The following is an 18175-nucleotide window of genomic DNA, read 5'->3' as shown; positions in this document are numbered from 1 at the left end:
GGGCGGCTGCAGCCATCCGCCGCGACGCCCGTCACACCGGCCACACCTCGTGCCGCCACGCGGCGTCCCAGAACATCCACTCGTAGCGCGACGCCGTGGTGAACGCCTGTCGCATCTGCTCGACCTGGTGGGCGGAGGCTGCATCCGCGGCACGGTCGACCACGTCGCGGGCCTCGGCGGTGACCGCGGCGAAGCCCGGATCCCCGTAGGTCCCGATCCAGTCCCCGTACGGATGGCCGTCGAGGTCGCCCACGCGGTGCCGCAACCGGCGTCCGACGTCGTCGTAGAGCCAGAAGCACGGCAGCACGCCCGCGACGATCACCGGGTACGACGACGACGCCGTGAGCGACAGCAGGTACGACGTGTACGCGACGCAGGTCGGTGACGGGGCCACCGAGGAGCCGTCCACACCGTGCGAGGCGTGCAGCTGCCGCTCGACGGCGACCGCGTTCGCGGCGGCGTTGCTCCAGAAGGCGAGGTCAGCGGCGTCGTCGGCTCGAGTCGCCGCGGCGGCCAGGACCCTCGCGTACGCCCCCAGGTACGCCGCGTCCTGCTCGAGGTAGTGGAGGAACGTCGCCCTCGGGAGGGAACCGCGCTCGAGCGCCACGAGGAACGGGAGCGCGTCCACCGCATCGCGGATCGGCGCCACGGTCTCCCAGACCTCGTCCGTGAAGCTCATCGCTCGTCCCACAGGTGCACGAAGTGGTGGACGGGGCCGTGGCCCTGTCCGACGTCGAGCACGTCGGCGCCCGCGAGCGCGTCCTGCAGCCAGGACCGGCCGTCACGGACCGCCTCCGCCCACGAACCCCGTCGCGGCCGCAGTGCCGCGACCGCCGAGGACAGGCTGCACCCCGTGCCGTGGGTGTTCTCCGTCGGGATCCTCAGGCTCCGGAGGCACTCGACCCCCGACGCATCGGCGAGGACGTCGACGACCTCGTCTCCGGTGTCGAGGTGTCCGCCCTTGAGGAGCACGCGACGAGCACCGCGGCGCACGAGTTCGCGTGCCTGGTCGCACATCGCGTCGACGGACATGGCGGGCGCCGTCGCGAGCAGCGCCGCGGCCTCCGGGATGTTCGGCGTGACGAGCGAGACGAGCGGCAGGAGCTCCGTCATGGCGTGGACCGCGTCGGGACGGAGCAGGAGGTCACCGCTCGTGGCGACCATCACGGGGTCGAGCACGACGACGTCGCACAGTGGCACCCGGAGGAACGCGGCGACCACGTCGATGGTCCCGGCGGTGGCGAGCATGCCGATCTTCACCGCGTCGACGCGGACGTCGTCGGTGAGCACACGCAGCTGCTCGGCGACGAAGGACGAGGGCACCTCGTGCACGCCGTACACGCCGGTGGTGCTCTGCGCGGTCAAGGCGGTCAGAACGGTCGTTCCGTACGCGCCGAGCGCGCTGAAGGTCTTCAGGTCCGCCTGGATCCCCGCCCCGCCGGACGGGTCACTGCCGGCGATGCTCAGGGCGACCGGTGGCCTCATCGGGCACCACTCCCCCAGGCAGTTCTGAGCGCGGACGTGGCTGCCGCGACGTCGGGCCGGCCGCAGATCGCACTGACCACGGCCATCCCCGCCGCACCGCTGGCCCGGACCGACGGCGCACGGGCGACGTCGACACCGCCGATGGCGACGCACGGCCAGGCGCTGGCATCGACCACGGCACGCAATCCGTCGAGTCCGCAGGGCTCGGCGGCGTCCGGCTTGGTGCTCTGCGGCCACACCGGACCGACGCCGAGGTAGTCGATGACGCCCGGCCCCATCGCCTCCGCGGCGTGCACGTGGGCGACGGTCAGGGCGGAGAGCCCGATGAGTGCGCTCGGTCCGAGCAGACGTCGTGCCAGCACCGGGTGCAGGTCGGATTGCCCCACGTGCGCGCCGTCGGCTCCGATGGCGCGCACGAGTGCGACCCGGTCGTCGACGAGCACGGGGACCCGCCCGCCGACGGCGGCGACGACCGCGCGGCCCATCGCGACGAACTCGTCGTCGGATGCATCGTGGTCTCGGAGCTGCACGGCCGTGACGCCGGCGCCCACGGCCTCCTGGACGGTGTCGGCGACACCCCTCGCCCCGCACATCCGCGTGTCGGTGACGAGGTAGAGGGACAGGTCGGACGACCGGGAGGCGCTCATACGAGCCGGACCCGGTCCGCGACCTCGGCCGACGTGATCGAGGCGAGCTGGTCGAGCAACTGCACGGCGAAGGTGCCCGGCCCGCGGCTGAGCGGGGCGGCCTGCTCCGCGGCCACGGTGAGCACCGCCGTCGCCGCGGACGCGGCGAGCAGCGGTTCGGATCCCGTCGCCGCGAACGCGGCCATCAGCGCCCCCAGTGCGCAGCCGACCCCGGTGACCTGCGTCATCCAGGGGTGCCCGTTACGGAGTCGGACGGTCCGGTCGCCGTCCGTGAGGTGGTCGGTGGGTCCGCTCACCGCGACGACCGTCTGGAAGCGGCGGGCGACCTCCTCCGCCGACCCGAGCGCCGCCTCCGGGCTGTCGGTCGCGTCCACGCCCTTGCCGCCCGCGCCGCCCGCGAGCGCCATGATCTCCGATGCGTTCCCGCGCACGATGGAGGGCCGGTGCTCGAGCAGGTCCATGGCGACGCCCGTGCGCCATCCCAGCCCGCCCGCGGCGACCGGGTCGAGGACCCACGGCGTCCCGTGCTCCGCGGCGCTGAGCACCGCCGCCGTCATCGCCTCGACGGTCGGCTCCTGCGGGGTGCCGAGGTTCACGAGCACGCCGCCCGCGGCCCCGGCGAACGGCCCGGCCTCGTGCGGGTTGTCGACCATGGCGGGCGCGGCGCCGACCGCGAGCAGCACGTTCGCCGTCCACTGTGCGACGACGATGTTCGTCAGGCACTGCACGAGTGGTGGGCGGTCGCGGAGACCGTCCAACGCCGCTGCGAGCGCCGACGGGTCGAGTGGGACAGATGGAGATGCCACGGATGACGTCCCTTCGCTAGTACTAACCAGATCAGGTTCGACGGGTCTGTTCTCAGCCTCGCTCGATGGAGGCACCCCGCGTCGCAGGCGAGTCTAGGGCCGTCGGACATTGGCGCACCCTGCTGTTAGCCTGACGAGCGGCCGAAGATGAGCCGGACCACGACCGAGCGTCCCGTGCGAACCCGATCCGGACCCGACCCGTCTCCGAACCAGCAGCGGCACCACGTTGGAACAGGAGCACGATGTCAGCGAGCAGCGCCCTCGGGAACTACACGGCAGACCAGGTCGAGCGGTACTACGCGAACGGTGACTGGCAGGACGGGGTCCTCATCGACATCGTCCGCGACCGTGCCGACGCCCACCCGGAGCGGACGCTCGTCACCGACGGCACGCTCACGCTGACGTACGGGCAGCTCCGCGAGGACGCCATCCGCCTCGCCGTCGGCCTGCGCGGCCTCGGCGTGGAACGGGGCGACCGCGTCGTCGTGCAGATGCCGAACTGGGCGGAGTTCGCCACGATCGTCGTCGCGCTCTCGCGGCTCGGCGCGATCCTCATCCCCACGATGCCGATCTTCCGGCACGACGAGGTCGGCTACGTCCTCGAGCACTCCGAGGCGAAGGTCGTGATCGGCCCGCACGTGTTCCACCGCTTCGACCACCTCGCCATGTTCACCGCGCTCAAGGACCGGATCCCGACCCTCGACCACGTCGTCGTCGCCCGGGCCGAGTACCCGGACGCGCTCGACGGCGCGATCGACCTCGCGTCGCTGGCGGCCGAGGGCGACCTCGACGAGCTCGACGCGTCGCTCGGTGACACCGCGGGCCCCGACGATGGCTGCCTCGTCGTCTACACCTCGGGCACCACGAGCCGCCCGAAGGGCTGCTTCCACACCTTCAACACCATCCACGCGGCCGCACGCCTGCTCAACGAGCGCCTGCACGTCGACGAGGGCGACGTGATGTTCAACCCGTCGCCCGTGAGCCACTCGACCGGGCTCATCACGGGCCTCCTCATGCCGCTCATGGTGGGGGGCGGCACCCACTTCATGCCCGTCTGGGCGCCGGACGAGGGCATCGAGCGCATCCGCGAGTACGGCTGCACGATCACCGTGACGTCGACGACGTTCCTGACGACCGTGATGGAGGCGTTCGACCCGGAGCGCCACGACCTCAGCTCGATGCGGTACTGGGTGTGCGCCGGCGCGCCGATCCCGGGTGCCGTCGTGCAGTCCGCGCGCGCGATGTTCCCGTCGTGCCAGATCCTCAGCCTCTACGGGCGGAGCGAGAACATGACGACCGCGTTGTGCGCACCCGAGGACGCCCCCGAGAAGTCCGTGCTCTCGGACGGCCGCGCCCTCGCGGACTCCGTCGTGAAGGTGGTCGACGAGGACGGCGTCGAGGTCCCCGCCGGCACGAGCGGCGACATCGTGTACCAGGGCCCGTCCCACATGCTCGGGTACTACCGCGATCCGGAGCAGACCGCCGCGCTGTTCACGCCTGACGGGTTCTCGCGCTCGGGCGATCTGGGCGTGATGGACGCGGACGGCTTCGTGCGGGTGAGCGGCCGCATCAAGGACATCATCATCCGCGGCGGCATCAACATCTCGTCGCGCGAGGTCGAGGACCTGCTCGGCGAGCACCCCGCGGTCCGCACCGTCGCCGTCGTCGCGATGCCGGACCCGCGGCTGGGCGAGCGCTCGTGCGCCTTCGTGGTGGTCGCCCCCGGTCACGACGAGCCCTCGTTGTCCGACCTGACCGACTTCCTCCGGAGCAAACAGATCGCCGTGCAGAAGCTGCCGGAGCGCCTCGTGGTGATCGACGAGCTCCCGATGACCCCGGTCGGCAAGGTCCGCAAGAACGTGCTGCGCGACCGGATCGCGTCGATGCTCGCCGAGGAGCAGCGCGGTGTGACGTCCTCCCAGGACTGACGGCGCCGCCGCGGCCGTCAGCGCCGTCGACGGCCGTCAGCGCCGCCGGCGCCCGTCGACGCTGACGGCAGCCTCCCGGCCGCGGGGCGTTGGATGGGTCGATGGCCCTCCCCACCGCCGCGGACCCCGTCGCCCCGATGCTCGCCAAGGCCGTCCCGGACGTCCCCGCCGCGGACGCCGTGCCCGGGGGCCTCAGCTACGAGCCGAAGTGGGACGGCTTCCGCGGGATCGTCTACCACGACGGCACGGACGTCGAGATCGGCAGCCGCGGGTCGAAGACGCTCACCCGGTACTTCCCGGAGCTCGTGGCGGTGTTCCGCGACCAGCTGCCGGGGCCGTGCGTGCTCGACGGCGAGATCGTCGTGCGGACCGGCGAACCGGGCGCGGAGCGGCTGGACTGGGACGCCCTGACGCAGCGGATCCACCCCGCCGCATCCCGGATCCGGAAGCTCTCGGTCGAGACCCCCGCTGCCTTCGTGGCGTTCGACCTGCTCGCGTTCGAGGACCGGGACCTGCGGGACCTGCCGTTCGCCGAGCGCCGCGTCGCACTCGAGGAGCTCGGTCGCGCGTTCGAGGACCCGCTGTTCGTGTCCCAGCGCACGCTCGACGTCGAGGAAGCCCGCCGCTGGCTGGTCGAGTTCGAGGGGGCGGGACTCGACGGTGTCGTCGCGAAGCCCCTCGCCGGGCCGTACGCGCCGAACAAGCGCACGATGCTCAAGGCGAAGCACCACCGCACCGCCGACGTCGTCGTGGTCGGCTACCGCGTCCACAAGTCGGGCGAGGGCGTGGGGTCCCTGCTGCTCGGCCTGTACGACGCGGACGGCGAGCTGCGCATGGTCGGCGGCGTCTCCGCCTTCTCCGACGCCCGACGGCGGGAACTCGTCACCGAACTGGACCCACTGGTCCGGCGGGACGCGGACGGGAGGCCCGTCACCGGCGCCACCGAACGCAGCCGGTTCGCCTCGGGGCGCGACACCTCGTTCGTCGAGCTCGAGCCGGAGCGCGTCGTCGAGGTGCGGTACGACCAGATGGAGGGCGACCGGTTCCGCCACACGGTGCAGTTCGACCGGTGGCGGCCCGACCGGAACGCGCGCTCCTGCACCTTCGAGCAGCTCGAGCAGCCGATCGCCTACGACCTCAGCAGCGTGCTGCGCTGATCCCGTGGGTGCCTGGGACCTCGTCGAGCGGGGACGTCCGCGTGGCCGCGACGGCCTGTGGTCCGACCGCGCGCCCGGACGGCTCACGATCCCGCGTCCGGGCGTGGCGACCCTCGTCGTGCTCGGCGGCTACGCGGTGTCGCGGGTGCTCGCGACCGGCCTGCTGCTCACCGCCTGGATCGTGAGCGGCGGCGTCCACGACGCACACGCGACCCTCCGGGCTCCAGGCGGGTTCGGCGGGTTCCTCACGGCCTGGGACGGCGCCTGGTACCGGCGGATCGCCCTGCACGGCTACCCGTCGGACCTGCCCGTGACGGGCGGTGCTGTGCAGAAGAGCGTGTGGGCGTTCCTCCCGGTGTACCCGGCCGTGGTACGCGCGCTCATGTCGCTGACCTCGCTCGGATACGCACCGGCCGCGGTGACCGTGTCGGTGGTGGCGGGCGGCGCGGCCACGGTCGTCCTGCACCGGCTGCTCGCGGAGCGGTTCGGCAGCCGTCCGGCGATGTGGGGCGCGCTGTTCTTCGCGTTCGGACCGCTCGGGTTCCTGTTCCAGGTCGCGTACGCCGAGTCCCTGTTCCTCGCGCTCGTGTTCGCCGCACTCCTGGCGGTGCTCCGGGGCCGGCCGCTCGTGGCGATGCCGTTCGGGGTGGCCGCGGCGTTCACGCACCCCGGTGCCCTCGCGGTGCCGGTCGCCCTCGCGGCGGTGTGGGTGGCGTCACTCGTGCGTCGACGGCCGCTGCCGCTCCGGACGCACCTCGCGGTGGTCGCGTCCGGTCTCGTGACCGCGGCGGCAGGACTCGCGTGGCCGGTCGTCGTGACGCTCGTCACCGGCCGCGGCGACGGCTACGTGGCCACGGAGACCGCCTGGTGGCGGGACTACATCGGGGACGCCGCCGCGGTGTTCCGCCCGCTGACGCCGTGGTTCCTGTTCGCGGAACGGCTCGTCGGCGGCTGGGGCGTGCCGATCGTCGCACTGCTCCTCGTCGCCGTCGGCTGGTGTCTGGCGTTCCGGAGTCGTGCACTCGGCGTCGGGATCGGGGCGTTCGTCGTCGCGTACGTCGCGTACCTCGTCGCGGTGTTCCTGCCGCAGCAGAGCACCTTCCGCATGTTGCTGCCGCTGTCCCCGGTGCTCGGGACCCCTGCGCTGTCCGCCTCACCGCGTCGCGCGACGGCGACGTTGGTCGTCGGCATCGCGTTCCAGCCGATCGCGATCTGGGCGCTCTGGGTCGCCTGGCCACCCTGACCCGCGGTTCCCGATCGGACTGTCCCGTTCACGCGGCCGTCCCCCCGAGGAGGGGCACGGTTCACCCAGCGATGCGACGATCAGCGGGTCGAGGACGCCGATCAGTGCCTTCCGTGTCGCCCGGCGCCGGGGAAACAAACCGACTGTCCGAATTCCGCACAGTTCTCCTCCATAGTTAGGCGAACTAGTAACTCCGTGCCACAGTTGTTCCAGGTCGGAGATAGTCTCCGAACCGAACGAGTTCCTGGGCACTGCCCTTCGAGAACAGGACCACCATGAGCACGCATCTCCTCCCCGTCCGTCACACGGCGCAGCGCAGCCCGTTCACGGAGATCCGGGAGGCGCGGCACCAGCGCGCACTCGTCGCCAGCGCGACCGTGACCGGCATCGTCAGCGTCACCGTCGCGAGCCTCGCGCTCGTCACCCTCGGGCTCGGCGCGTGAACGCCCCCGCCATCGTCACGCCGCTCATCGAGCGCGCCGCCGCTCCGGCACCGACGACCACCTGGGCCCTCGCGGACGAGGGTCTCTGGGTCGCGACGCACGCCGGGTACTTCGGCGGCACCATCGACCAGCACGGCGCGCACCACTACGCGATGGACACCTTCGGGCGCTACGTCGGGGACTTCTCGACGCTCGACCTCGCGAAGCAGCACCTCATCGAGCACATGACCACGCTCTTCGGCACGGAAGGAATGGCAGCATGAACGGCATCGACGGCATCAGCGACGCGCACCGCGGGACGTGGTCGCGCTTGACCCGCCTCCACACGGCGAGCGCGGGCCTCCCGACGCAGACCAAGCGCACCGAGGACGGGCGCACCGCCCGCGACGAGGCAACGCTCGGCCTGTAGGAACCGATCGGCACCGCAGCCCAGATCGCACATCGCGCCGCTCACCTCCGGGTGCAGCGGCGCGTTCTGCATTCTCGGCGCGGAGACGCGGCGCGTTCTGCGATCTCGGCCGGGGCGCGTCAGGCCTGCTGCTTGCGCGCCCGCGACGGCTGGACGCGGGGCGGCTCCCCCGGCATCTTCGGGTAGTCGGGCGGGAACGGCATCTCGCCCAGACCGGCAGCGAGGTCCCGCTCCCACCATGCCAGCAACGCGTCGATGCGGGCGGGCTGCGCGTGCATGTCCTCCCACGGGTCACCGACGGCGCGGAGTCGCTCCGGGATCGTACGCACCGTGTGTGTCCGCGGGTCGGTCTCCGACAGTTCCTCCCATCGGAGCGGGGTCGAGACGGACGCGTGCGGGAGTGCTCGGGGGCTGTAGGCACCGGCGATCGTCCGATCCCGGTTCGCCTGGTTGAAGTCGACGAAGATCCGCTCGCCGCGCTCTTCCTTCCACCACGCGGTCGTCACCTGCTCCGGCATCCGACGTTCGAGTTCGCGGGCGGCGGCGATCACCGCGTGCCGCACGTCGAGGAACTCCCATTCGGGCTCGATCGGCGCGTACACGTGCAGGCCGCGGTTCCCCGAGGTCTTGATCCACGCGGTCAACCCCGCTTCGTCGAGGACCTTCCGCAGCTCGAGCGCGGCGGGGACGGCGTCGTGGAAGTCGGTGCCCGGTTGCGGGTCGAGGTCGATCCGCAGCTGGTCCGGGTGGTCGCTCCGCTCGGCCCGTGACGCCCAGGGGTGGAACACGACGGTGTTCATCTGCGCCGCCCACACCGCCGCGGCGGGCTCGTCGATGATCATCTGCGGGTGTGCGCGGGCGCTCGGGTAGGTCACGGTCACGGCGCGCACGTAGTCGGGCGCGCCCTTCGGCGGGTTCTTCGAGAAGAACTGCTCGCCGTCGACGCCCTCGGGGAACCGCTGGAGCGACACCGGCCGGTCCCCGTTCGCGCGCACGAACGCGTCCCCCACGGCGACGAGATAGTGCGCGAGGTCGAGCTTCGTCAGCCCGAGCTGCGGCCACAGCACGCGGTCGGGGCTCGAGATCCGGACCTCGCGGTCGCCGTCCGGTCCGGGCACCGTCAGCATCGTCGCGTTGCTCGCCATCCGTGCAACCTACGCCGGCCGACCGGGAGGCGCGGCACCGCCCCGCACACCGGCGTCGGTCCGGTCCCGCCCGTCCAGACCGCTTCCATCGAGTCGGGGGGGGCCGGCGCCCGGCGGGCCTCGGTCGCCGTCGCCCGACCGGCACCATGGACACCACCATGGACACCCGGGTCGTCTCGGTCTAGATTGCTAGCATGGTAGCCAGTAACGGCAGCAAGGTGCAGTTCAACGTGTACCTGCCGGCCGAACTCGTCCGCGAGCTCAAGCACCGCGCCATCGACGAGGGGGTCTCGCTCTCGTCGCTCGTCGAACACGTGATGTCCACGTACCTGTCGGGTGCTGAGGCCGCCCCGACGGAGGGGGAACGGCCATGACCACCATCCGCAGCATCCTGGACACCGCCCACCCCGCCGCGTGGCACGACCTCGCGACGGCGCTCGGGCTCCGACGGCACGATGCCCCTGCCGACGACGACTGGACGGAGTTCGACGGCGACGGGGTCCTCGCCATCCGCGGCGTCGATGCCGGAGCGGTCGACGACGGACGGGTCGATCTGCAGGTGCTGGTGGCGGACCTCCCGGCAGTGCGGCGCTCGCTCGAGGGCACCGGAGTCGCGGTCCGGACCACCACGCTCGCCGACGGCGGGGAGCTGCTCGCCGTCGACGTCGCCGGTGCTCCCGTCACCATCACCACCGCGGACCGTGCAGCCGCCGGCGGCGCGACCGGCGTCATGCCCATCCGGTACGCGTCGTCGGTCGCGGACGCCGCACGCGTGTTCCGTGCGGTGGGTCTCCGACCCCGGATCGCGGCCGACGGCGGCGGATGGGCGGCCTTCACCGCGGACGACGGCGGCCTCGCGGCCCTGCACCACGGGGAGGACGGCCGCACCGAGCTGTCGTTCGAGCACCACGGCGACCTCGACGCACTCGCCGCACGTCTCCGCGCCGGCGGGTACGAGGCGGACGTGGTCGACGAGGCATACAACCGGACCGTCCTCGTGACCACGCCCGACGGCTGGCGACTGTGGGTCAACGGAGCCCAGGAGGACCTCCACGGGTACTCGCGTCAGGACTGAGCCCAGCCCCAGGCCGACCGCGGCCCGCTCGCCCTGCCCCGCGTCCGCTCGGTCCTCCCGCGAGATGGCAGAAGGTGTCGCTCCGGGTCCGGTCGAAGCGGCAACGACCGCAACCACCCCCCGTACGAGGGTCACGAGATCGCAGCCGGTGTCGCTTCAATGGGGATCGAAGCGGCAACGACTGCGATCTCGATGAGATGGGAAGCGGGGCGGGGCGCGACCCGCTCGCCAGTAGGCTGACGCGGTGACCGACACCCCCGCCACCCCGCTCCGGATCGCGCTCGTGTCGCTGCACACCTCCCCCGGGGACGAGCCCGGTTCCGGCGAGGTCGGTGGGATGAACGTCGTCGTGCGACACCAGGCCGAGGCGCTCGCGGACCTCGGGCATCGGGTCGAGATCGTCACCCGCCGGTCGTCACCGACGCAGCCGGACTCCGTCGAGATCGTCGCGGGCGTGTGCCTCCGATTCCTGTCGGCCGGGCCCGCACAGCCGGTCCCGAAGGGCGAACACGACGCCTTCATCGAGCCGTTCCGGGCGGGACTGGCGGAGCTCGGTCCGTACGACGTGTTCCACGCCCACCACTGGTTCTCGGGCATGGCCGCGCTGCCGGTGGCTCGGGAGCACGGGGTCCCCCACGTGCAGTCCTTCCACTCGATCGCCGCCGACGCAGCGACTCCGCTGTCCGAGGGCGAGCGCCCCGAGTCGGCGGGCCGGATGGAGGGCGAGGCGTTCCTGGCGCGCGAGTCGGACGCCGTCGTCGCGATCAGCGAGGCCGAGGCCGACACCGTCCGCTCCCGGCTCGGCGCCGCAGCGGATCGGGTGGTCATCGTGCCACCCGGCGTCGACGGCTCGGTGTTCCGTCCGGCGAGCGCCGCGACCCGCGCCGCCGCCCACGACCGCCCCCGCTACGCCGTCGCGGCCGCGCGCGTGCAGCCCCTCAAGGGCCTCGACCTGGCGATCGCCGCGGTCGCCGCCGTTCCCGAGGCCGTTCGGCCGGACCTGGTGATCGCGGGCGATGCGTCGAGCGAGGCGACCGGATACGTCGAGGAGCTCCGCGCGCTCGCGGATCGACTCGGCATCGGGGACCGGGTCCGGTTCGTCGGTCCGCAGTCGCGCCCGGACCTGGCGATGCTGTTCCGCAACGCAGGACTCGTGCTCGTGCCGTCGCACTCCGAGACGTACGGTCTCGTCGCGCTCGAGGGCTCCGCGTCCGGCGTGCCGGTGGTCGCCGCCGCCGCGGGTGGCCTGCGCGAGGCGGTCGTGGACGGTGAGACCGGCGTCGTCGTGGAGTCGCGCGACCCGGAGGTCTGGGCGGGCGTCATCGCGACCGTCCTGACCGATCCGGCGCTCGCGGACCAGCTCGCCGCGGCGGGGCGGGAGCGCGCGGAGCGGCTCAGCTGGGAGCGGTCCGCCGAGGGGCTCGTCGAGACCTACCGGTCGGTGATCGCGCGCGTCGAGGAGCGCCGGCGCTCCGCGTCCGCGTGAGCGCCGTGCTCCGGCGAGTCGTCCGGGCGGCGCTCGTCGCCGGGACCCTGTGCCTGCTGACCGGGTGCTCGGCGGTGAGCGGCAGCGTGCCTCCCGGCTCCGGCACCGGCGGCATCGGCGGGGCGGGCACCGCTGCTGCCGGCCCCGGCGCGGTGAGCGTGAGCGCTGCCGCGAGCGCGGCGACCGCCCCGGGTGCCGCCGACACCCCCTCCACGGCGACAGGCACCGCCGTCGCCCTCCTGGCGACGCTGCCCGTCAAGGGCCGCGCCGCGGCGACCGGGTACGACCGCGTCGGCGACTTCGGCACCGCCTGGCTCGACCGCGACCACGACGGATGTGACACCCGCGACGACGTCCTGGCGCGCGATCTCACGGACGTCGAGCGCCCGGGAGGCTGCCGGGTGCTGTCCGGCACCCTCGTGTCGCCCTACACGGGAGCGGCGATCCGGTTCACGCGCGGCGCGACGACCTCGGCCGCCGTGCAGATCGACCACGTCGTGGCGCTCGAGGACGCCTGGCAGACGGGGGCGCAGCAGCTCGACCAGGAGGCTCGGGAGGACCTGGCGAACGACCCGGGCAACCTCCTGGCGGTCGACGGGCCGTCGAACGAGCAGAAGGGGTCCGGTGATGCCGCCACATGGCTGCCGCACGTCGTCGCGTTCCGGTGCTCCTACGTGGCCCGGCAGGTCGCGGTGAAGGCCGCGTACGGACTCTGGGTCACCCCAGCCGAACACGACGCGATCGCCCGGATCCTGGCGACCTGCCCGATGCAGCCCGCGGTCCGCACGGCGTTCTCGGCCCGACCGGGAGGCACGGCCGCCGGAAGCGGGTCGGGCGGCGCCGCCGTCGCCCCCGCTCCGGCGACTCCTGCGGCTCCCGGAGCGCCGGCTGCGACACCTGCCGGTCCGACGCCGGCACCGAGCTTCGCGAACTGTGCGGCGGTCCGGGCAGCCGGTGCGGCACCGCTCCACGTCGGCGACCCGGGGTACTCGCGCCAGCTCGACCGCGACGGCGACGGCACGGCCTGCGAGGACTGACCGCGGACGGCCGGTGCTACCCCTGACCGGCGAGGAGCTCGTCGATCCGCTCGAAGTCCTCGTCCATCCCGGCGTCGATCCCGCTCGCGAGGACGGCGTCGCAGGCCTCCTTCGAGGCGTGGGTCGAGGTGATCTCGAGCGCGGATCGCCCGCCCTCGAGGTCCACGAACCGCAGGGTCTCGAGCGTCACCCCGCTCTCGCCCTCGTACTCCCACGTGTGGACGATGCGACCCGGCACGACCTCGTGGTACGAGCCACGGAAGGCCCAGCCGTCGCCGTTCGCCGCCTCGACGACGTAGCGGAACGCACCGCCGGTCACCGCGTCGAACCGGTCGAGCCGGACGGTGGTGCCGTGGGGCCCCATCCACCGGACGAAGCGCTCGGGATCGGTGTGGGCGCGTTGCACGGCGCTCGCGGATGCATCGAACTCGCGACGGTGCCGAACGCTCTGGTCGCCGACGCGGATGTGCTCCGTCTCGGCCGGGCCGCGGGGGTCGTCCTGAGGCATCGGGGGTCCTTCCGGATTCGGCCGCGGCGGTGCGGCCGGGTTCGTCGTGCTCGTGTCAGCGCGCGGCAGCACCGTATTCGGGCTCGCGGTCGGACGTCAAGGACCGCGACGGTCGTGCTCGGCCGATGGTGCGAGCGGCAGGATGGGGACATGCCCCTCGACCTCGCCGCGTTCTGGTCGGCGCTCGACGCGGTCCCGGTGCCCGACGACGCCGAGGCGTTGTACGACGCGTCGGCGGAGGGCACGCTCCGACGCGGCAACCTCGACCGGTACCTGCGCCTGCTCGCCGACGCCGGATCGACCGTGCTGCTCGTCGCCGAGGCCCCCGGCTGGCGGGGCATGACGAACACGGGCCTGCCGTTCGTCAGCGTGCGGGAACTCGACGCGCGCCCGGGGATCGTGACCGGGGCCGCCGAGGGTGACGGCTTCGCGCGACCGCCGGCGCCGACCGCGCCGTGGGAGGCCTCCTCGCGGGTGGTCTGGGCCGCGCTCCGGGACTGGGCGGGGCCGTTGCCCGTCGCGTGGCCGGTGTACCCGCACCACCCGTTCGCCGCGCCCGACCGACGCACGAACCGGACGCCCCGACCGGCCGAGGTCCGAGCCGGCGCTCCCGCGACGCTCGCGCTGCTCGAGGCGCTGCGCATCGAGCACGTCGTCGCCGTGGGGCGGAAGGCCCAGGGAGCGCTCGCCACCGCCGGCATCGACGCGGTCGCCGTCCGCCACCCCGCCCAGGGCGGCGCACGACAGTTCACGGACCAGCTCGCCGCGTTCTCCGCGGCCGTCCGCTGAGCCGGCGCGGATCAGGGCGCGGGACGGCTCGCGGACACGTCGCCTCCGCTCGCACCGTCGGCCGGGAGGAACGGGTACCGCCATCGGGACGTCGGCCCGTCCGGTGTCGCCCGCCACGTCACCGTCAGGGTCCGGTCCCGCGTCGCGGCGTCGGGGACGGCCCGGAACGCGAGGGACTCCCCCGCGGCGAGGTCCGCCGGCGGCTCGGACACGACGACCGGCATGGTCGGGTCCGCCGTCAGACGCACGTCGAACGCGCTCGCCGTGCCGGTGTTCCGGAGGACGGCACCGCCGTCCGGCGCCGACGCGATCCGCCACGAGACGGACGGAGCCGGAGGGACCGACGCGGCACGGGCCTCCCGGCCGGCGTCCGACGGAGCGGGCGTGGACGGCGGACCCCCGCCTGGTCGTGCCAGGCGTTCGAGCGCGCCGGCGATGCGCTCGAGGGTGTCGATGGACAGCGCCGAGGTGCGCTCGGCCCGTTCGGCGCTCGCGGCGGCGGCGAGCCGGTCCTGCTCCGCAGCTCGACGGGCGCGCTCGGCGGTCCGGGCGTCACGCTGCTGCTGCCGCGCGGTGTACACCCACGACACGACCACGCCGAGCAGCGCGACGACGGTCCCGACGACCTGGATCCACGTGTCGATGCCGCTCATGCCGACACCCTGCCGGACACCCCCGACACCGCCGACCTACGTGGTCTCGATCGTCACGCCCTTGGCCCGGAGCTCGGCGTCGACGTGCGCGGGCAACGGCGCGGACGTCCACACGGTTTCGAGCGCCGGCAACTCCACGATGTCGCTCCACGTCAGCGGGTCGTGGCGGTCGTCGTCCCCGCTCCAGTCGGGATCGACGTCGCCGTAGATCTGGAGGTCCCCGTCGACGGTCAGCTGCGTCACCAGCGCGAGCTGCGAGGGCAGGACCTCGAGGTCCTCGTAGTACTCGCGGGCGAGCTGCCCGGAGCCCTCGACGACCTCGTCCTCGTCCTCGGCGTCCTCGTGGGCCGCACCCGCGTACGGCTCGAGGACGTCGAGGTCGTAGCACAGCGCCTCGAGGACGATGAGCTTGGCGTTCTGGTCGGCGAAGTCGTACGGCTCCTCGGGCGTTTCCATGCCCGGGATCGTATCCCCGCCGCCGGTGCCGTGGCCGTGCGGTCAGATCCCCGTGACGTCGTGGAGCATCGCCGCGAGTTCGGTCACGTGGGGTTCGCGGAGCAGGGAACTGTGTTCGCTCGCGAGCCGGGGGAACCGCATCTCGCCGCGCAGGTAGGGGCGCCACGAGTCCGGCCCGTCCGGGTTGCCGTCGGCGAACACGAACGTGACCCTGCCGTCGTACGGGCGCACCCGGTGCCGGCGGACCATCACCGAGGCCTGGTCGAAGAACGCGTCGAAGTGGTCCTGCCCCTGGTACCGGACGACCCCCGCCGTGTAGGCGCGGAGCCGGCGGGACACCCGCTTGACCTGCGGGAGTCCACCCGGCAGGACCCTGCGGAGCTGTTGTTCCGCGCCGCGGCGCACCGCGTTGAGCACCCGCGACCCGTGCTCGCGCTCCGGCAGTCGGGCGAACTCGAGCGCGCCCTGCTCCGCCGTGCTCCGCGGCAGGTAGGTGTCCAGGAGCACGACGTGCTCGACGGTCTCCCCGTTCTCGGCGAGGGTCGTCGCGATCTCGAGGGCGATCAGGCCGCCGAGCGAGTGCCCGATGAGCCGGTACGGGCCGTGCGGCTGGACCACGCGCATGAGTTCGATGAACCGACGCGCCGCCGCGGGGACGCTCCAGTCCGGCAGGCTGCGCCGTTCGAGGCCGTGCTGCTGGAACACGTACACGTCGTGGTCGGCCAGGTGCCGGGCCAGGGGCACGAACGTCAGGCCGAGGGCGCCGGCACCGGGGAAGCAGAACACGGGCGCGCCGCCGCCACTCGTCAGCTTGACGACGTCGGGGTGGCTCGGCACGGCTCTGGTCCCGGCACGGACCCGCCGCGCGAAGTCCGCCAGGGTCGGATGCTCGAGGATCTCGGCGGACCGCACCTCGACTCCGATCCGGTCGGACACGGCGGCGAGCATCTCCTCCGCGGCCAGGGAGTCCCCGCCGAGCGACGCGAAGTCGTCCTCCGGCGCGACGGCGGGCAGCCCGAGGACCTCGGCCCAGATCTGCCCGACGGCGAGTTCCCACTGGTCGTGGGTGGTCTCGTCCATCGTGGCGACCGCGCCGTCGCCCCCACCGGCGTCGTCTCCGGTCCCGGCGGCCGGGGGCGGCGGGAGCTCGGCGCGGTCGACCTTGCCGCGCTCGTTCCGCGGCAGCGCCACCATCGGCACGATCGTCCCGGGCACCATGTAGGCGGGGAGTTCGGCGCGCAGGGCACGTCGGATCGCAGCGGGCGACGCCGTGCGCCGCCCGGCTCGACCGACGACGTAGGCGACGAGGCGCGTGGATGCCCCGGGTTGCACGATCGCGGTGACCACGGCCTCCTGGACCGTGTCGATGCGGCGGATGGCGGCCTCGATCTCGCTCGGCTCGACGAGGTACCCGCGGACCTTGACCGCGTCGTCGGCCCGACCGAGGAGCGTGAGTTTGCCGTCCTCGTCGATCCGCGCGAGGTCGCCCTGCTTCCAGGTGGCCCGGCCGTCCTCGGCGATCCCGGCATGGAGTGCCGTCTGCTCGTACGCGCCCCAGTACCCCGGGGTCACCGCGTCGGACACGCACAGCAACTGGCCGGTCTCGCCGACCGCCGCGGTGGTGCCGTCCTCGCGGAGGATCCGGATCTCCTTGTCGAACGCCGGCTCGCCCGCCGGGATGCTCCCCTCGGGCACCGGATCGCCCGGCGCGATCTCGTTGAAGGCGAGCGACGCGGTCTCGCTCGACCCGGTGAAGTTGAAGAACGACGTCGTCGGGCCGAACAGCGGTCGTACCGCCGCGACGTCGGTCCCCGTCACGGCCTCACCGACGGTGGCGAACACCCGGAGCCCGCGGAGCCGGTCGTCGTCGGGTCCGAGCGCGTCGGCGATCGTCCGGGCGAGGTGCGGGGTGCTCTGCAACACGGTGATGCCGCGCTCCGCGATGCGGTCGACGAGTCCGAGCACCCCGGCGTCACGCGCGTCGAGCAGGTGCGCCTCGGCACCCGAGTGGATCGTGCCGAACGCCATGGCGAACCCCGCGGCGAACCCGACGGGCAGCACGACGGCGGAGCGCTCGCCGGGAGCGAGCCCGAGGCGCTCGCGGTAGCCGGTGACGTCCGCGAGCATGGCTCGGTGGCTCGTCACGACGCCCTTCGGCGCGCCCGTCGAGCCGGACGTGAACACGATGTTGAAGCCGTCCGTGCCGCCGCGCTCGAGGGCGGCGGGCACGACCCGGATCGGCCCGCCCGCTGCGGCGATCGACTGGGCCTCGTCGAGCATCGGGTCGAGCGGGAGGACCGCGGTCGGGCCCGCCACGAGCGTCGCCGCGAGCGCGCGGTGCGCCTCGTCCGCGACGATCTCGGTGATGCCCGCGAGCGCGATGACGTGCCGGATCCGTGCCTCTGGCAGATGGGCGTCGAGGACGACGAGCAGCCGGCCGGCGAACGCGAGACCGAGGACGCCGAGCACGCCGCCGCTCGTCTGGCTGGCCATGATCCCGACCGGCACCGGCCCGTCACCGGGCACGGGGCCGACGCCGGCCGCGCTGTGGTCGTCCGGCCGGAGGCGCTCGTCGAGGAGTGCGCCGAGGGCGCGGCTGATCTCGTCGGCCTGCCGGTAGGTCACCGTCGTGTGCTCGTCGGACAGCGCGATCTCGTCCGGCCACCTGGCTGCGGTGCGGGCCCAGCGTTCGAGCAGGGAATGCTCGGGCATGAGCTCGCCCTGCCGCGAGGACTCGGCCGGCGGCGCGATCGCGACGGCGGGGTGTCGGTCGTCGGGCGCGGCACCGACGGACGATCGAGGCGCGCCGCCGGCGGTCGTCGAGGACAGCGTGGTCGCTCTGCGCTCGGACATGGTGGTGTCCTCGTCGGTTCCGGTGCGCGTCGGGGCAGCGCGGTCCGGAACCATC

At 73.3% G+C, this 18175-nt stretch carries 20 protein-coding genes and 1 riboswitch; of the genes, 11 read left to right on the top strand and 9 right to left on the bottom strand.

The genetic code is table 11. From position 1 onward, the window contains the following. Positions 1-31: 31 nt before the first annotated feature. The 4 genes from DEI93_RS05875 to thiM all read right to left on the bottom strand — a co-directional run bounded on the left by DEI93_RS05875 (position 32) and on the right by thiM (position 2938). Positions 32-679 carry a TenA family protein gene (locus DEI93_RS05875; protein ID WP_111119430.1) on the bottom strand — a complete coding sequence of 216 codons (648 nt, stop codon included), beginning with the start codon at positions 677-679 and terminating at the stop codon, positions 32-34. Beyond that, on the bottom strand, positions 676-1485 hold the full coding sequence (gene thiD, locus DEI93_RS05870) for a bifunctional hydroxymethylpyrimidine kinase/phosphomethylpyrimidine kinase (protein WP_111119431.1): 810 nt from the start codon (positions 1483-1485) through the stop codon (positions 676-678). The genes DEI93_RS05875 and thiD overlap by 4 nt, the downstream gene beginning before the upstream one ends. Beyond that, complete coding sequence (gene thiE / locus DEI93_RS05865; protein ID WP_111119432.1) at positions 1482-2132, bottom strand: thiamine phosphate synthase; 651 nt, start codon at positions 2130-2132, stop codon at positions 1482-1484. Before thiE ends, thiD begins: the two co-directional genes overlap by 4 nt. Continuing rightward, positions 2129-2938, bottom strand: a complete 810-nt coding sequence (thiM, locus tag DEI93_RS05860) for a hydroxyethylthiazole kinase (RefSeq protein ID WP_111119433.1) — start codon at positions 2936-2938, stop codon at positions 2129-2131. Before thiM ends, thiE begins: the two co-directional genes overlap by 4 nt. Next, positions 2930-3027: riboswitch (TPP riboswitch) on the bottom strand. Its footprint overlaps the gene before it by 9 nt. Before the next feature lie 153 nt (positions 3028-3180). Between thiM and DEI93_RS05855 the strand changes: the two genes are divergently transcribed. From DEI93_RS05855 to DEI93_RS05830, 6 genes are all read left to right on the top strand, one after another. Then, positions 3181-4866, top strand: coding sequence for an AMP-binding protein (locus DEI93_RS05855; protein ID WP_111119434.1), 1686 nt, complete (start codon positions 3181-3183; stop codon positions 4864-4866). 101 nt (positions 4867-4967) lie between these two features. Then, a complete protein-coding gene (locus DEI93_RS05850; RefSeq protein WP_111012673.1) occupies positions 4968-6023 on the top strand; it encodes an ATP-dependent DNA ligase in 1056 nt (351 codons plus the stop codon). A 4-nt stretch (positions 6024-6027) separates the two neighbouring features. Next, positions 6028-7266, top strand: a complete 1239-nt coding sequence (locus tag DEI93_RS05845; protein ID WP_111119435.1) for a putative hexosyltransferase — start codon at positions 6028-6030, stop codon at positions 7264-7266. 275 nt (positions 7267-7541) lie between these two features. Further along, entirely contained in the window at positions 7542-7709 is a 168-nt protein-coding gene (locus DEI93_RS05840) for a hypothetical protein (protein WP_181434666.1), read from the top strand. Further along, a complete protein-coding gene (locus DEI93_RS05835) occupies positions 7706-7972 on the top strand; it encodes a hypothetical protein (protein WP_111008577.1) in 267 nt (88 codons plus the stop codon). The genes DEI93_RS05840 and DEI93_RS05835 overlap by 4 nt, the downstream gene beginning before the upstream one ends. After that, the gene (locus DEI93_RS05830) at positions 7969-8118 is read left to right on the top strand and encodes a hypothetical protein (RefSeq protein ID WP_181435283.1); all 150 of its coding nucleotides are present in this window, start codon (positions 7969-7971) and stop codon (positions 8116-8118) included. The genes DEI93_RS05835 and DEI93_RS05830 overlap by 4 nt, the downstream gene beginning before the upstream one ends. 119 nt (positions 8119-8237) lie before the next feature. On the opposite strand, the gene ligD is transcribed toward DEI93_RS05830, so the two are convergent. Beyond that, positions 8238-9263, bottom strand: coding sequence for a non-homologous end-joining DNA ligase (ligD, locus tag DEI93_RS05825; protein WP_111008576.1), 1026 nt, complete (start codon positions 9261-9263; stop codon positions 8238-8240). A gap of 194 nt (positions 9264-9457) precedes the next feature. Here ligD and DEI93_RS05820 point away from each other — a divergent pair, with 194 nt between their 5' ends. The 4 genes from DEI93_RS05820 to DEI93_RS05805 all read left to right on the top strand — a co-directional run bounded on the left by DEI93_RS05820 (position 9458) and on the right by DEI93_RS05805 (position 12861). After that, positions 9458-9637 carry a ribbon-helix-helix domain-containing protein gene (locus tag DEI93_RS05820; RefSeq protein WP_111008575.1) on the top strand — a complete coding sequence of 60 codons (180 nt, stop codon included), beginning with the start codon at positions 9458-9460 and terminating at the stop codon, positions 9635-9637. Next, positions 9634-10338 (top strand): hypothetical protein, encoded by a 705-nt coding sequence (locus DEI93_RS05815; RefSeq protein ID WP_111119436.1) that lies wholly within the window; start codon positions 9634-9636, stop codon positions 10336-10338. The genes DEI93_RS05820 and DEI93_RS05815 overlap by 4 nt, the downstream gene beginning before the upstream one ends. Positions 10339-10582: 244 nt before the next feature. Continuing rightward, positions 10583-11824, top strand: coding sequence for a glycosyltransferase (locus DEI93_RS05810; protein ID WP_258372196.1), 1242 nt, complete (start codon positions 10583-10585; stop codon positions 11822-11824). Beyond that, positions 11821-12861, top strand: coding sequence for a GmrSD restriction endonuclease domain-containing protein (locus tag DEI93_RS05805; RefSeq protein ID WP_258372197.1), 1041 nt, complete (start codon positions 11821-11823; stop codon positions 12859-12861). The genes DEI93_RS05810 and DEI93_RS05805 overlap by 4 nt, the downstream gene beginning before the upstream one ends. A gap of 16 nt (positions 12862-12877) precedes the next feature. On the opposite strand, the gene DEI93_RS05800 is transcribed toward DEI93_RS05805, so the two are convergent. After that, entirely contained in the window at positions 12878-13369 is a 492-nt protein-coding gene (locus DEI93_RS05800; RefSeq protein WP_111119438.1) for an SRPBCC domain-containing protein, read from the bottom strand. A gap of 150 nt (positions 13370-13519) precedes the next feature. On the opposite strand from DEI93_RS05800, the gene DEI93_RS05795 reads away from it, so the two are divergent. Next, positions 13520-14158 carry a uracil-DNA glycosylase gene (locus tag DEI93_RS05795; protein ID WP_111119439.1) on the top strand — a complete coding sequence of 213 codons (639 nt, stop codon included), beginning with the start codon at positions 13520-13522 and terminating at the stop codon, positions 14156-14158. Between the two features lie 11 nt (positions 14159-14169). Here DEI93_RS05795 and DEI93_RS05790 read toward each other — a convergent pair whose 3' ends face one another. Genes DEI93_RS05790 through DEI93_RS05780 form a run of 3 tightly spaced genes read right to left on the bottom strand, consistent with a single transcriptional unit; the run spans position 14170 to position 18120 of the window. After that, on the bottom strand, positions 14170-14811 hold the full coding sequence (locus DEI93_RS05790) for a hypothetical protein (protein ID WP_111119440.1): 642 nt from the start codon (positions 14809-14811) through the stop codon (positions 14170-14172). Positions 14812-14847: 36 nt separating this feature from the next. After that, the gene (locus tag DEI93_RS05785; protein ID WP_111008569.1) at positions 14848-15267 is read right to left on the bottom strand and encodes a DUF6892 domain-containing protein; all 420 of its coding nucleotides are present in this window, start codon (positions 15265-15267) and stop codon (positions 14848-14850) included. A gap of 42 nt (positions 15268-15309) precedes the next feature. Next, positions 15310-18120, bottom strand: a complete 2811-nt coding sequence (locus tag DEI93_RS05780) for an AMP-binding protein (RefSeq protein WP_181436001.1) — start codon at positions 18118-18120, stop codon at positions 15310-15312. Positions 18121-18175 lie beyond the last annotated feature (55 nt).

It is taken from the genome of Curtobacterium sp. MCBD17_035 (assembly GCF_003234815.2).
In the GTDB taxonomy this organism is placed as follows: Bacteria; Actinomycetota; Actinomycetes; order Actinomycetales; family Microbacteriaceae; genus Curtobacterium.
This window is presented reverse-complemented; position numbering and strand designations above follow the sequence as displayed.